Consider the following 14,333-nt stretch of genomic DNA (forward strand, 5'->3'; position numbering starts at 1 on the left):
GGTAGCCCTAGCTGGAGGTTTTGATGCCTGTCCAGTCACCCTTGGTGGTCGTGTTGCCGTCGAGGGTGAAAGTGACGCGGTAGTAGTAGGTGGTGCCCGACGCGAGCGAGCAGCTGCCGTCGCCCAGCGCCGTGGATCCGGAGGCGCACAGAGCGTCCGCCGTGACTACCAGCGGGGAGGTTGTGGACGTCGTCGCCCTGGTGCCGAGCCGGCCGCTGTCGCCGCTGCCCCAGCAGTACGCGAGACCGTCGGCGACCGCACAGCCGTGCGCGGTTCCGCTGGCGATGGAGGTCACCGTCGCTGCCTTCATCGCCCCGGCCTCCGCCACCGCCACCGGTGAGGAACTTGTCGCGCTGGCGCCGTTCCCCAGCTGGCCGGACGTGCCCAGCCCCCAGCAGTAGCCGACACCGCCCGCGATCGCGCAGGTCGAATCGGACCTGGCCGACACACTGGTCACGGTTGCCGACATCGTGGTCGTGACCACCGCCTGGGAGAGTCGGGTGGACGTGGAGGTCGAGCCGTTGCCCAGCTGCCCACTGCCCGACAGACCCCAGCAGTACGCCTTGCCCGCGGCGACCGCGCAGGTGTGGGAGGTCCCGGTCGTGACCGAGGTCACGCTCGAGGTGCCCATCGCCCCGTCGGTGTCCACCGCCACCGACGTGGTGCGGTCGGCGGTCTGGGTGCCGATGCAGATGCCCAGGATGGTGATCGCGCAGTACCGGCTACCGAGCTGGTAGGACGTGTTCTGGCCCCAGCAGTAGGCACGGTTGTCCACTCCGACCGCGCAGGTGTGGGCGCCGCCGGCAGCGATCGCCGCGACCGTCTGCGTGCCCATCTCGCCGGTCGTGCTCACCGCGACCGGCACGTTGCTGTTCGTCGTGGAGTTGTTGCCGAGCTGGCCGTCGCTGTTGCTGCCCCAGCAGTACGCGGCACCGCTGGCGATGGCGCAGGTGTGGCCGGTGCCGGCGGCGACGACGGTGGGTGTCCCGGTCTGGTTGCTGACCAGTACCGGGACGTAAGAGGTGTTGTTGGCCCCGTTGCCGAGCTGCCCGGACGTGCCCTGTCCCCAGCAGTAGACCTTCGCGTCCGCGATCGCGCAGGTGTGGGCCGTGCCCGCCGAGACCGCCGTCACCTTCTTGCCGTCCAGGGCACTGACCTTCGTGGGCACCGTACGGGAGTTGGTGTCGCCCATGCCGAGCTGGCCGTTGCTGTTCAGGCCCCAGCAGTACAGGTCGGTGCCGATGATCCCGCAGGTGTGGCCGTCCCCGGCCGAGACCGTGCTGAACGTGCGGCTCGGGGCGAGCCCGCCGGCGTCGGTGTAGCTCGTGTCACCGGTGACCGCCACGGTCGTGGGGCTGCTGCCGTCGCTGGACGTCGAGCGGGCCACGGTGTACTCGGAGTAGGCCTGGCCGGGTTCCTGTGCTGCGTCCCAGCCCAGCGTCAGCGACGTGTTCGTCCTGCTGCTCGCCGCCGGGTTGACGCCCGGGCGGGTCGTCGTGGACGCCTTGGTCCAGTCGCTGTTGGGGGCCGCCCAGGTGCCGATCGAGTAACCGAGCCGGTAGTAGTAGTCGGTGCCCTGGAGCAGCGAGCACGTCGTGTCCGAGGCGCGCACCGAGCCGTCCGGGCAGGCCTTGCCGGAGAGGGTGACGTCGCCCGGGGTGGTGTTGTTCGCGGTGGCGTTGTCGCCGAGCTGGTAGCTGCTGCCCAGTCCCCAGCAGGAGGCGGGCTTCCCGGAGGAGGTCGCACAGCCGAACGCCGTGCCGGCGCTGACGCGGGTCACCGTGCGCCCGCTGAGGGAGCCGACAGCCTGCACGGGAGCGTTCGCGCTCGTGGTGCCGCCGTTGCCCAGGCCGGAGCTGGTGCCGTCGCCCCAGCAGTAGGCATTGCCTGCGGCCACCGCGCAGGTGGTGGCCGCGCCCCCGTCGATGCCGGTGACGGTTCCCGACATGGTCGAGGTCGTGACGGCGACGGGCACCTGGGAGGTGGCACTCGCCGAGTTGCCGAGCTGTCCGGACGTACCCAGGCCCCAGCAGAACGCCTTCCCGTCGGCGATAGCGCAGGTGTGCGAGGTGCCGGCGGTCAGCACCGAGACGATGCGCCCCATCAGCGGGCCGGAGGTGTCCACGGCCACCGGAGTGTTGGACGCGGTCGTCGACCCGTTCCCGAGCTGGCCGGACGAGTCCAGGCCCCAGCAGAACGCCTGCCCGTCGGCCACCGCGCAGCTGTGCGAGCCGCCGGCCGCCACGCTGGCGACGGTGCGCCCGGAGAGCACCCCGTCGGTCTTTACCAGGTCCGGGCTCTCCTTCTGGTTGCTGCCGCCGTTGCCAATCTGCCCACTGGTGCCCTGCCCCCAGCAGTACGCCTTGCCGGACGCCACCGCACAGGCGTGCGCAGACCCCGCCGCGATGCTGGTGATGCCGGTCAGCGACGAGACGGCCTTCGGCGTCGTCGAGGACGTTTGGCCGCCGTTGCCCAGCTGGCCGTTCGTGCCGAGCCCCCAGCAGTACGCCTTGCCGGACGCGACAGCGCAGGTGAAGTCGGTGCCCGCCACCAGATCGCTGACGACCTTCGTGCCCAGGTCCCCGCCGGTGACCGCGGTCGGCACCTTCGCCGACGTGGTGCTGCCGAGGCCGAGGCCACCGGAGGCGCTCGTCCCCCAGCAGTACACGGTGCCGGACGCGATCCCGCAGGCATGGGTGGCACCGGCCGCGACCCGGGTGAACGGGAGGCTGTAGGACGCGGGCGTCCCGGAGCCGATTCTCTGCGTGGCTGTCGTCGCAGTGCCGGAATAGACCGTCGCCGCGTTGGCACCACTCGAGCTGGTCGCGCCGGTGAACAAGTACGCGGGGGTCGCCCACGAACCGCTGGCGGCGTCCCACGTGCCGGTCACGGTCGCCGCCGTGGTGGTGAAGGTCGGGGTGATCGCCTTCAGGGTCGCGGCGGTGAAGGTGGCCTTGCCGTACTCGACGTCCACGTAGCTCGCCAGCGTGGCCTGCTGCTGCCAGACCAGACTCATCACCGCAAGGACGCCGACGCCCAGCAGGCCCAGGCGCCGGCGTCCCTTCGGCTTCACCGGGAGGTAGCGCGCACCCCTCCTCACCGCGCCACCTCCCGGCCGGCGTCCCGCCGGCCGCCGCCGGCGGGTCGGGCCCCGGAGGGCCCGGTGCCGCTCGAGGCACCCGCCAGTGCCAGCTCGGGTTCTTCGTCTGCGAGCGCGGGCACACCGCGCCCGCGCCGGGGCCAGAACGCCCACGTCACCAGGACCCCGGCGAGCAGGGTGAGCAGGCCCATCAGCCGCGGGTCGCGCAACCCGGAGACCGACTGCGCGACGCCGGGGACCGACGCCACGACGACGCGGGCATCGGAGACCACATAGGGCGCGGGGTCGTCGGTGGCGTTGGCGTCGCCGCGCATGGTGACCACCCGCGTCGACGGGTTGCCGTCGAGCGGGGCGATCGAGGTGATCCGGTGGGTGATCGGCAGCTGACCCGGTCGCTCGATGGTGGTGATGTCCCCCACGGCCAGCTGGGCGGCGGGGACCAGACGGACGAGCGCCGCCGACCCTGCGGGAATCGTCGGGCTCATCGACCCCGTGGAGAACAGGATGATCGAGAACCCCCACACGTGCGCGACCACCGCGGCGATGAGGCTGAGCAGTCCGATGCCACCGAGCGTCCACAGCAGCACGTCGACGAGCCGCCGCCCGAACGCGCGCAAGCCGCCGGGACGCGCGGCCGTGGCCTGCGCGTCCTCGACGGCCCTGCGGCGGGGGGGAACGGACATCGTGTGGTCTCCTGCTGGCCTGGGCCCCGGCCGGTTCGCGCGAGAGACGAACCGGACCGGGGTCGGAACCGGTCTGTCAGCTGGCGCCGGAGGTCGCCGTGAACTTCCAGATCGGGGCTGCGGTCTGGCCCTGCACCAGGTTGGTGTCGGCAGTGACCTTGAAGCACAGGTACACGGTGGCGCCGGCGGACGTGCCGACGTTCGTGCTCTTGGCCAGCGAGATGCTGCCCGGCGTGCCCACGGAGTTCAGCGCCGTGCCCGCGGCGACGATCACGCCGGTCGAGGTGGAGCTGGCGCTGCAGCCGGCGGTTCCCGTGGTGAACAGGGTGTAGCTGAGGCCGGTCGTCGAGCCGGCGAACGTGCCCGGGGAGACGACGGCGGTCGCACTGTAGGTCGAGTTCTTGTCGAGCCGGATCGCGTAGCCGGAGTACACGCTGTCGCCCGGCTGCAGGTTGTTGTAGGTGGTGCCGAAGCTGAGCGATCCCGCGGTCCCCTCGGTCGCGTGCTCGCTGAACGTCGACTGGTCGACGCTGCCCTCCAGGTTGAAGGCGCCGGCCTTGAAGCTGGCGGATGCGAACTCGGCGTCGTTCCACGACGCGAGCGTCGCCATGGTGCCCACGCCGAGGACGAGGCCCCCGGCGAGGACGGCTGCGACCTTGCGGCCCCTCCGCCGCGTGGTCTCGGTGGTGTTCTTCACGGCTGTTGCCCTTTCTGAGATCCCCTAATAGTCGGATGAGTGACAGGAGAATATCCGCAGCGAGATTCAACGGACAAGCGTCCCTGAACTTTGATTGAAGGAAGTTCAGGGACGCTTGACCGTGGTTAAGGAGCGTGATTGCAATCCCCCGGAGGTTGGGGCATATAACCTTGTCAGATGGCATTTGACGAGCCCGTTGCCGCCCGGTCACCCTTTCGGTGGACAATCACGGAAAAAGACATTCTGTCCCCCGGTGGGGGACGTCTTCATTTCACAGTTTGTCCCCCTGAAGGGGACGTCGGGACTATTTCGGTCCCTCGTGGGGGGACGCACGTGGGCCCAAATACGGGCACCGCCAGGTCCTACGCAGAATTGCGTAAGAGTGAGCCATCGCCCACCGCACCGTCCCCGAACGCACGAACGCCCCCCCCGGAGGGAGGGCGTTCGTGCGTGCGTGGGAAGGGCTCAGAAGGTGCGCAGCACCGCCCCGCAGCGCTCGGCGGCGATCGCCACGGCGGCGTCGCGCGCGGCGGACGTCTCCGCGTCGGTCAGGGTGCGGTCCGGCGCCCGGAACCTCAACGCGTACGCCAGGGAACGGTGCCCTGCGGGAACCTGGCCTCCGGTGTACACGTCGAACAGGCTGATCGACTCCAGGAGTGGCCCCGCCCCGTCCGCGAGCGCCTGCCGGACATCCGCGGCGCCGACCTCGTCGGACACGACCAGCGCGACGTCCTCCTTGGCGACGGGGTGCCCCGAGACCGGCGCGATCGAGCCGCCGTCCGGGGCGAGCCGGATCAACGCGTCGAGGTCGAGTTCCACGGCCGCCGCGCGCGCAGGCAGGCCGAAGGCAGCGACTACCTCGGGATGCAGCTCACCGGCATGCCCGATGACCTCACCGCCCACCACCAGGGCCGCGCAGCGCCCCGGGTGCCAGGGCGCAGCCTGTGCCGCACGCCGTTCGACGCGTGCGCCGAGCGCCTCGGCGGCCGCGTCGGCGAAACCGAAGGCCTGGGCCCAGCCGGCCGGCTCGCCACCGTCGCTCCAGCCCGGACGTCGCCACTGCCCGCTGAGCACGGCGGCGAGGTGCCGGGGCTGCCGGGGCAGGGCGGCCTCGATGGCCTCCAGGTCGGCCGCCGACGGCCGGTGTTCGACCGACGGCAGCGGTGCCGCGTCGCCCGAGTCCGCGAAGAACACCGAACCGGCCTCGTAGAGGGCCAGGTCGTCGTTGCCGCGGGAGGTGTTGCGGCCCACGGCAGCGAACAGCCCCGGCAGGATCGAGGTGCGCAGGTAGGGCGCAGTCTCGGCGAGCGGGTTGACCAGACGGACCAGCGCACGCCGCGGGTCGTCGGCGGGCACACCCATCCGGTCGAGGTCGTCACTGCTCGCGAACGGGAACGTCAGCACCTCCACGAAGCCCGCGTCGGCCAGCCGCGTCCCGACCGCGCGGCGGGCGCGCTGGCCGCGGCTGAGGCCGCGTCCGACCGGGGCGGCGGGCACGACGGACGGCAGTGTGTCGAAGCCGACCTTGCGGCCGACCTCCTCGACGTAGTCGTAAGGGTCGCGCAGGTCGGGACGCCACGTCGGCGGGACGATGCTCAGCCGCGCCGGACCGGAGCCTGCTCCGGGTTCGAGCGCCACCGCGCAGCCGCTCTCGGTCAGGATCTGCACGACCCGGTCGGGAACCACCTCCACCCCGAGGATCCGCGAGGGCAGGTCGGCGTCGATCACCTGGGTGGGCACCGGCGGCACCGCGCCGGCGACGGTCTCGGCAGCGGACAGCGTGCCCCCGGCGAGCTCGACCAGCAGGCGCGCGGCCAGGTGCGCGGCGCTGTACGCGGCAGCCGGGTCGACGCCGCGGTGGAAGCGCTTGGACGCCTCCGACGGCAGGTTGTGCCGACGCAGGGTGCGGGCGATCGTGTTCGCGTCGAAGTTCGCCGCCTCGACCACCACGTCGGTGGTGGAGTCACGCAGCTCGGTGGACTGCCCGCCCATCACGCCGGCCAGCCCGATCGGGCCGGAGTCGTCGGTGATCAGCAGGTCGCCGACGTCGAGGGTGCGGGTCTGGTCGTCGAGGGTGACCAGGGTCTCCCCCGCCCGTGCCCTGCGCACCACGATCGGGCCGCTGAGCAGGGACGCGTCGTACGCGTGCAACGGCTGGCCGGTCTCAAGCATCACGTAGTTGGTGATGTCGACGGCGAGCGAGATCGAGCGCATCCCCGCCATCACCAGCCGCCGCGCCATCCAGCGCGGGGTGGGCCGGGACGGGTCGATGCCGGTCACGCCGAGCGCGACGAACAGTGGGCAGGCAGGGTCCTCCAGCCGGACCGGGTAGCCGTCGGCGACGGCCGCGGGCGTGGGCCGGTCCACCACGTCGGTGAACCGGGCGCCGAGGTTCTGGCCCGCCTCCCTGGCCAGGCCGCGGATCGAGAGGCAGTAGCCGATGTCGGGGCTGACGTCGATGTCCAGGACGTCGTCGCGCAGCAGCAGGACCCCGGCCGGGTCGTCCCCGGGAGCCAGGCCGGCGTCGGCCGGCAGCACGATGATGCCGGTGTGGTCGCTGCCGATGCCCAGCTCGTCCTCGGCGCAGATCATCCCGTCCGAGACGTGCCCGTAGGTCTTGCGGGCGGCGATCGCGAAGCCGCCGGCGAGCACCGCGCCGGGCAGGGAGACGACCACGAGGTCACCGACGGCGAAGTTGTGCGCGCCGCAGACCACGCTGCGGCAGCCCTGCGGGTGGTCCGGGTGCGGCTGGTTGTGCTCGGCGCCGACGTCCACCTGCACCCAGCGGATGGTCTTGCCGTTGCTCTGCGGTTCGTCGACGAACGCCAGCACCCTGCCGACCACGACCGGGCCGCTGACGTCGGAGCCGACCTCGTCGACCCGTTCGACCTCGAGGCCGGCGCGGATCAGCACCTCGGACAGCTCGCGCCCGGTCATGCCGTCCGGCAGGTCGACGTGCTCTGCCAGCCAGCCCAGCGGCGCCCTCATCGTGCCATCCCCTTCAGTGAGCGGCTGAACCGCACGTCACCCTCCACCATGTCCCGCATGTCCGCGGCGTTGTTGCGGAACATCAGCGTCCGCTCGATCCCCATCCCGAAGGCGAACCCGGAGTACACCTCCGGGTCGATGCCGCAGGCCACAAGGACGCGCGGGTTCACCACACCGCAGCCGCCCCACTCGATCCACCCCTGCGACTTGCAGGTGCGGCACGGCGCGTCCGGGTTGCCGACCGAGGCGCCGTGGCAGACGAAGCACTGCAGGTCGACCTCCGCCGACGGCTCGGTGAACGGGAAGTAGTGCGGACGCATCCGCGTGGCGATGTCGTCGCCGAACATCGAGCGGGCGAGGTGGTCCAGCGTCCCCTTCAGGTGCGCGAGGGTGATGCCCTTGTCGACGCACAGCCCCTCGAGCTGGTGGAACACCGGGACGTGGGTCGCGTCGAACTCGTCCGCCCGGTACACCTTGCCGGGGCACACGATGTAGATCGGCGGCTCGCGGTCCAGCATCGTCCGCGCCTGCACGGGAGAGGTCTGCGTCCGCAGCAGGACGTGGTTGGCCAGCGGCTCCACGAAGAGCGTGTCGGTCGTCGAGCGGGCCGGGTGGTCGGGACGCGTGTTCAGCGCGTCGAAGTTCAGCCACTCGGCCTCGGCCTCCGGGCCCTCCGCGATCTCCCAGCCCATCGCGACGAACACGTCGCCCATCAGGTCCATCAGCGCGGTGATCGGGTGCCGTGCGCCCTGCGGGCCGAGCTCGACCGGCAGCGTGACGTCGATGCGCTCCTCGACCAGTCGCAGGGCCAGTTCGGCGGCGCCGATCTCCTCCTCGCGGGCGGCCAGCGCGGTGTTCACCGCGGCGCGCGCCGCGCCGAGCCGCTGGCCGGCGTCCTTGCGCTCCGGACCGGGGATCGTGCCGATCGCACGGTTGGCCAGGGCGAGCGGCGAGCGCTCGCCGGCGTGCGCCAACCGGGCGGCCTTCAACTCCGCGCTCGTTCCCGCGGCGGCGAACGCCGCCAGCGCGTCGGCCACCACCCGGTCGATCGCGTTCTGGCTGAGGTCGGCCGGTTGGTCAGGCGCCATGGATGGGTACTCCTCGGATTCAGTTGGACGCGCGCTGCGCGCTCGCGCTCGCGTACAGGCACACCGCGGCAGCAGTGGCCAGATTAAGGCTCTCGGCGTGCCCGTAGATGGGCACGGCCACGGTGTGGTCGGCGAGCGCCAGGTGCTCGACGGGCAGTCCCCAGGACTCGTTGCCCATCACCCAGGCGGTCGGTCGGTCGAGCTGCGCGTCGAGGTCGGTCAGGTCGGTGCCCGCGGCGCCGTCCGTCGCGAAGATCTGCATGCCGGCCGCGCGGCAGGCGTCGATGGCCTCGGTCAGGTCGGCGCCGACGACGATCGGCAGGTGGAAGATGCTCCCCACGCTGGCCCGCACGGTCTTGGGGTTGTACAGCTCGACGGAGTCGGAGCTCAGGATCACGGCGTCCGCGCCGAAGGCGTCCGCGCACCGGATCACCGTGCCGGCGTTGCCCGGGTCGCGCACCTGCGCGCAGATGACGACCAGCGAGACGTTCTTGCGGCTGTGCTTCTTGCGGGGCTTGCCCGGGTCCGGCTGCTTGCCCAGGACGGACTTCAGCGGGACGTCGATCGTCCGCGCCACCGCGACCACGCCCTGCGGCGTGACCGTGTCGGTGAGGGTCGCGAGGTTCTGCTCGCTGACGCCGTAGTAGGTGACGCCGGCGGCCCTGGCCTGCTCGAACAGGTCGATGTTGTCCATCGCCGCCGCCCAGCGGAAGAAGACCGCCTCGACGACGCCCGGCACGGCGAGCGCCTCCCGCACGGCCTGTCGACCCTCGACCAGGAACCTCCCGGTCTCCTTGCGCTCCGCGCGCCGTTGCAGGGCCCGGGCGGCACGCAGGACGGCCTGCGACGGCTCGGGGAGTTCGATCGAAGCGACGGTCATCGTCGGTCCTTCACTGGATGGGTAACGGCCGGGCCCCTCCATCATGGGCCCGGCCGTTGGAAAGGTGCTTCTGCTCAGGCGGCCTGGGCGGGCTGGTTGGCCTTCGCGACCTCGACCAGCGCCGCAAAGGCGCCGCTGTCGCTGACGGCGAGCTCGGCGAGGATCTTGCGGTCCACCTCGACCCCGGCGTTCTTCAGGCCGTTGATGAAGCGGTTGTAGGTCATCCCCTCGGCGCGGCAGGCCGCGTTGATCCGCTGGATCCAGAGCGACCGGAAGTCGCCCTTGCGGGCGCGACGGTCACGGTAGGCGTAGGTGTAGCTGTGCAGCAGCTGCTCCTTGGCCTTGCGGTACAGCCGTGAACGCTGACCCCGGTAGCCGGATGCGGCGTCCAGGACTTCACGACGCTTCTTCTGCGCGTTGACGGAACGCTTCACGCGTGCCATGGCGGTTACTCCTCAGTGCTTTTCGGGTCGGGTGGTTCAGTTGGCCTTGTACTTGCCCAGCAGGCGACGCGCCTTCTTGGCGTCCCCCGGAGCAACGACCTTGTCGCCGTCGAGGCGACGGGTGCGGCTGGTCGGCTTGTGCTCGTTCAGGTGCATCTTGCCGGCCTGGCGGTGCATGACCTTGCCCGAACCGGTGATCCGGAACCGCTTCTTGGCGCCCGAGTGCGTCTTCATCTTCGGCATAGCGTCGTCCTTCTCTTCTTCTCTTCTACAGGTCGATGTCGGGGTCCATGTTGTCCGCGGGCCCCCGCTTCTTCTTGGGCTGCGCCGCGGCGGCTGCAGCGGCACGGAGTTCGGCCTCCGCCTGGCGGTCGGCCTCGGCGTGGGCGGCACGGTCGGCGGCCTTCGCGGCCTTCGCCGCCTCCACCTCGACCCGGGCCTCGGTCTTCTTGCGGGTCGGCGCGAGCACCATCAGCATGTTGCGGCCGTCCTGCTTGGGCGCCGACTCGATGAAGCCGTCCTCGGCCACGTCGTCGGCGAGCTTCTTGAGCAGGTTGAAGCCGAGTTCGGGCCGGCTCTGCTCGCGGCCGCGGAACATGATGGTGATCTTCACCTTGTCGCCGGCCTTGAGGAAGCGCACGACGTGACCCTTCTTGGTGTCGTAGTCGTGGCTGTCGATCTTGGGCCGGAGCTTCATCTCCTTGATGACCGTGTTGGTCTGGTTGCGCCGGGACTCACGGGCCTTCTGGGCCGCCTCGTACTTGAACTTGCCGTAGTCCATCAACTTCGCCACCGGCGGGCGGGCCATCGGGGCCACCTCGACCAGGTCGAGGTCGGCCTCCCGGGCCAGGCGCAGGGCGTCCTCGATGCGCACGATACCCACCTGCTCGCCCGCAGGGCCGACCAGGCGTACCTCGTTCACGTGGATGCGATCGTTGATCCGCGGTTCAGTACTGATGTGTTCCTCCAAAGCTGGATGGTGGGGCGTGATCGGTTCCGGAACCGGAAAAGGGCCTCCGCGCAGGCGGAGACCCTGAAGAAACGGGACGCGCCGGTGGCGCGACCCCGCGTACCGACCCGTCACCGGAGGCGATCGGGTGGGAGTTCAGGACTCCACTTGGTGCGGACGGCCACCTGTTCGGCGGCGGTCGATCGGGTCCACTCTACCCTGTCCGGCCCGCCGGTGCCGAATCGTCCCCCGGCTCGGCGAACAGCCAGCCCCAGCCGCCGTCGGGAAGTTCCACGAGGCGGCGCCCGCGGCCGAGTTCGGCCAGCAGGTCACCCTCGATCACCAGCGGGTGCGGTCCGGCGAGGTCGACCAGGACGGCGACGGCGCCCTGCTCGAGCGCAGAGGACGCCAGTTCGTCCAGTCGGCACGGCACGGGACGCGCGCCCGGACGCCACGAGCCCAGCGCGTCGAGGCCGGTGAAGGCCGGGATCGCCGAGCGTCCGTCCGGCAGTCGCAGGACGGCGGCACCCAGCTCGGCGTGCCGGTCCGGATCGGGGGCATCGCCCCCGTCGTCGCCGAGCGCCATCACCGGCAGCAGGAACCGCGCCGTGCAGAGCGCGGCGACCGCGCGCAGGTAGCCCTCGTGGTCGACGGCCGCGGCGAGCATCGCGCGCAGTTGCGGGTCGGCGTCCCCGCGGTCGCCCGCGTACGCCGCGTTCGGCCGGCCGAGGCTGGCCACTACAGCCGGCAGGCGTGGATGCTGGTGACCAGGATCGCGTCGGCGCCGGTCTCCCACAGGTCGTCCATGATCCGCTGCGCCTCGCGCGCCGGGATCATCGCGCGGACGGCGAACCAGCCGTCCTTCGCCAGCGGGGAGACGGTCGGCGCGTCCAGCCCCGGCGTGACCCGGAACGCGGCCTCCATGTTGTCCGACGACACGTTGTAGTCGACCATCAGGTAGTCGCGCGCGGTGATCACGCCGTTGATCCGCCGCTGGAGCAGGCCGAGCCCGGCCGGGGCGTCCGCCCCTCGCCGCTGGATGAGGATGGCCTCCGACTCCAGGATCGGGTCCCCGAACAGTTCGAGCCCCGCCCGCTTCAGCGTGGTGCCGGTCTCGACCACGTCCGCCACGACGTCGGCCACGCCCAGGCGCACCGAGGACTCCACGGCGCCGTCGAGGTGGATCAGCCGTGCGGTCACGCCGTACCGGCCGAGGTAGTCGCGGACCAGGCCCGGGTAGGACGTCGCGATCCGGCAGCCGGCGAGGTCGGCAACGGTCATGGTGGTCCCCCCGGGGGCGGCGAACCGGAACCGGGTGCCGCCGAAGCCGAGCGCCATCACCTCGTCCGCCTCGGCGCCGGAGTCCAGCAGCATGTCGCGGCCGGTGATCCCGAGGTCGAGGGTGCCCTCCCCCACGTACACGGCGATGTCGCGCGGACGCAGGTAGTAGAACTCGACGCCGTTGGCGTCGTCGACGAGGACGAGCTCCTTGGCGTCCGTGCGCTGCCGGTAGCCGGCCTCGCGCAGCATCGAGCTGGCCGACTCGGCGAGCGAGCCCTTGTTGGGCACGGCGATCTTGAGCAGGTCTGTTCCGTTCACCACTGATCCGTTCACAGGTACTCGTAGACGTCTTCGAGCTCGAGCCCGAGCGAGATCATCAGGACCTGGAGGTGGTACAGCAGCTGGCTGATCTCCTCCGCGGCCTCCGCCGTGCTCTGGTACTCGGCGGCCATCCACACCTCGGCGGCCTCCTCCACGACCTTCTTGCCGATCGCATGGACGCCCGCGTCCAGTGCCCGTACGGTGCCGGAACCTTCCGGACGGGTCGCCGCGCGGTGGCGCAGCTCGGCGAAGAGGTCTTCGAAGGATTTGCTCACGAGGGCCCAGCCTACCGGTGCGCTCGCGAAGGGCGCACTCGCCGTCCGCGCCACCTGTGGGAGGAGCGCCTGGAGCCCCGGCGCGGCACGTCCGTCACCCCGGCGGCGTCGCCTGACGCGATCCCGCCACTCTCCGCGTCCCACCCGTCGCTCCCGTCACGATTCCGGCGACCAGCGGCAGGATCGCGCCACGTTCCCTCGGGACACGACGGCACGGCCCCCCGGCCGTCGCACCTCGGCGCGAGTCGGCGCTCGTCCGCGAACGTGACGTGATCCGGCCACGATTCGGCCGGAACGTGACGGCAGGGACAGCTGGGACGCGACCAACGGCAGGATCGCGTCATCGGCGATGCGGCGACCGAAGAGCCCGGGTCAGGCGGGCTCCCGGATCAGAGGGCGATGCCGAGCAACGCGTCGGCGAGGTCGCGAACCACCGCGGGGGCGGACGCGTCGTCGCCGTCGGCGCCGGCCCAGACGTCGATCGCGGTGAGGGCAGCAGGGGCGTCCAGGTCACTGCGCAGCGCGGTGCGGACGGCCTCGAGGACGACGCCCGCGTCCGGGCCGGACGGACGGGCCACCGCGGCGCGCCAGCGGTCGAGCCGTGCCTGCGCGTCGGCGAGCGCCGCGTCCGTGTACTCCCAGTCGCTGCGGTAGTGGTGGGCGAGCAGCACCAGCCGGATGGCCATCGGGTCGACGCCCTCGGCGCGCAGCCGGCTGACGAAGACGAGGTTGCCCAGCGACTTGCTCATCTTCTCGCCGTGGAGGGCGACCATTCCGGTGTGCAGGAACACCTTGGCCATCGGCTGGCCGGTGGCAACGCTGGCCTCCGCCGCACACATCGGGTGGTGCGGGAAGGCGAGGTCGCGTCCGCCGGCCTGGACGTCGAAGTCCTCACCCAGCTCCGCGAGAGAGATCGCCGTGCACTCGATGTGCCAGCCCGGACGCCCGCGGCCCAGCCACGAGTCCCACGCCGGCTCCCCCGGACGGGCCTGCCGCCAGACCAGGCAGTCCAGCCGGTGCCGCTTGCCCGGACGCTCGGGGTCGCCGCCCCGCTCTGCGAAGACGTGCTCGGCCTCCAGCATCGAGATCCCGGTCCCCTCCAGCAGGTTGCTGGCCTTGGTGACGGAGAAGTACCAGTCGGGATACACGGGGTCGGGGACCTGGTAGACGGCCTGCCGATCGCGCAGCACGCCGATCAGGTCGGTCACGCGGTCGATGTTCTCCACCACCCCGTCCAGCCGAACGGGGGGCAGCACGCGGAGCGCGGCCATGTCGGTTCGGTACAGCTCGATCTGGTCCTCCGCGAGTGCAGCCCAGTCCACGCCGGTGGCCTCCGCGCGCTCCAGCAGGGGGTCGTCGACGTCGGTGACGTTCTGGGCGTAGCGGACGCCCAGTCCCGCGTCCAGCCACGCCCTGTGCAGCAGGTCGACGGCCACGTAGGTGGCGGCGTGGCCGAGGTGGGTGGCGTCGTACGGCGTGATCCCGCAGGCGTACAGCCGGGCCTCGCCGGCCTCCGGGCCAGCCGGCTGGAGGCGGCCGCTCACGGTGTCGTGCACCCATACCCTGCCCCGCCCCGCACCGGGCAGCGCAGGCACGTCGACACTCATCCAGGCACGCATGGGCCGCAG

At 71.5% G+C, this 14,333-nt stretch carries 13 protein-coding genes; all 13 read right to left on the reverse strand.

Annotated features, from left to right (window positions below; all coding sequences use genetic code 11):
* Nucleotides 1-7: 7 nt before the first annotated feature.
* The 13 genes from QM779_RS06065 to mshC all read right to left on the reverse strand — a co-directional run bounded on the left by QM779_RS06065 (nucleotide 8) and on the right by mshC (nucleotide 14,324).
* Nucleotides 8-3,100, reverse strand: a complete 3,093-nt coding sequence (locus QM779_RS06065) for a hypothetical protein (RefSeq protein WP_428533162.1) — start codon at nucleotides 3,098-3,100, stop codon at nucleotides 8-10.
* Nucleotides 3,097-3,783 carry a hypothetical protein gene (locus tag QM779_RS06070; protein WP_428533165.1) on the reverse strand — a complete coding sequence of 229 codons (687 nt, stop codon included), beginning with the start codon at nucleotides 3,781-3,783 and terminating at the stop codon, nucleotides 3,097-3,099. The genes QM779_RS06065 and QM779_RS06070 overlap by 4 nt, the downstream gene beginning before the upstream one ends.
* A gap of 76 nt (nucleotides 3,784-3,859) precedes the next feature.
* A complete protein-coding gene (locus QM779_RS06075) occupies nucleotides 3,860-4,480 on the reverse strand; it encodes a SipW-dependent-type signal peptide-containing protein (RefSeq protein ID WP_428533168.1) in 621 nt (206 codons plus the stop codon).
* A gap of 465 nt (nucleotides 4,481-4,945) precedes the next feature.
* Nucleotides 4,946-7,468 (reverse strand): phenylalanine--tRNA ligase subunit beta, encoded by a 2,523-nt coding sequence (gene pheT / locus QM779_RS06080; protein WP_428533171.1) that lies wholly within the window; start codon nucleotides 7,466-7,468, stop codon nucleotides 4,946-4,948.
* Nucleotides 7,465-8,556: a phenylalanine--tRNA ligase subunit alpha gene (pheS, locus tag QM779_RS06085; RefSeq protein ID WP_428533174.1), complete on the reverse strand. Its 1,092-nt coding sequence runs from the start codon at nucleotides 8,554-8,556 to the stop codon at nucleotides 7,465-7,467. The genes pheT and pheS overlap by 4 nt, the downstream gene beginning before the upstream one ends.
* 19 nt (nucleotides 8,557-8,575) lie before the next feature.
* A complete protein-coding gene (locus QM779_RS06090; RefSeq protein ID WP_428533177.1) occupies nucleotides 8,576-9,436 on the reverse strand; it encodes a TrmH family RNA methyltransferase in 861 nt (286 codons plus the stop codon).
* Between the two features lie 74 nt (nucleotides 9,437-9,510).
* A complete protein-coding gene (rplT, locus tag QM779_RS06095) occupies nucleotides 9,511-9,879 on the reverse strand; it encodes a 50S ribosomal protein L20 (RefSeq protein WP_428533180.1) in 369 nt (122 codons plus the stop codon).
* Between the two features lie 36 nt (nucleotides 9,880-9,915).
* Entirely contained in the window at nucleotides 9,916-10,122 is a 207-nt protein-coding gene (gene rpmI / locus QM779_RS06100) for a 50S ribosomal protein L35 (protein WP_428533183.1), read from the reverse strand.
* A 25-nt stretch (nucleotides 10,123-10,147) separates the two neighbouring features.
* Nucleotides 10,148-10,801 carry a translation initiation factor IF-3 gene (gene infC, locus QM779_RS06105; protein ID WP_428533186.1) on the reverse strand — a complete coding sequence of 218 codons (654 nt, stop codon included), beginning with the start codon at nucleotides 10,799-10,801 and terminating at the stop codon, nucleotides 10,148-10,150.
* A 241-nt stretch (nucleotides 10,802-11,042) separates the two neighbouring features.
* A complete protein-coding gene (locus QM779_RS06110; RefSeq protein ID WP_428533189.1) occupies nucleotides 11,043-11,567 on the reverse strand; it encodes an SseB family protein in 525 nt (174 codons plus the stop codon).
* On the reverse strand, nucleotides 11,567-12,427 hold the full coding sequence (gene hisG / locus QM779_RS06115; RefSeq protein WP_428533192.1) for an ATP phosphoribosyltransferase: 861 nt from the start codon (nucleotides 12,425-12,427) through the stop codon (nucleotides 11,567-11,569). The genes QM779_RS06110 and hisG overlap by 1 nt, the downstream gene beginning before the upstream one ends.
* Before the next feature lie 11 nt (nucleotides 12,428-12,438).
* Nucleotides 12,439-12,705 carry a phosphoribosyl-ATP diphosphatase gene (locus tag QM779_RS06120; protein WP_428533195.1) on the reverse strand — a complete coding sequence of 89 codons (267 nt, stop codon included), beginning with the start codon at nucleotides 12,703-12,705 and terminating at the stop codon, nucleotides 12,439-12,441.
* 389 nt (nucleotides 12,706-13,094) lie between these two features.
* On the reverse strand, nucleotides 13,095-14,324 hold the full coding sequence (gene mshC, locus QM779_RS06125) for a cysteine--1-D-myo-inosityl 2-amino-2-deoxy-alpha-D-glucopyranoside ligase (protein ID WP_428533198.1): 1,230 nt from the start codon (nucleotides 14,322-14,324) through the stop codon (nucleotides 13,095-13,097).
* Between the last annotated feature and the right edge of the window lie 9 nt (nucleotides 14,325-14,333).

This window comes from Propionicimonas sp. (assembly GCF_049840635.1).
Taxonomy (GTDB): domain Bacteria; phylum Actinomycetota; class Actinomycetes; order Propionibacteriales; family Propionibacteriaceae; genus Propionicimonas.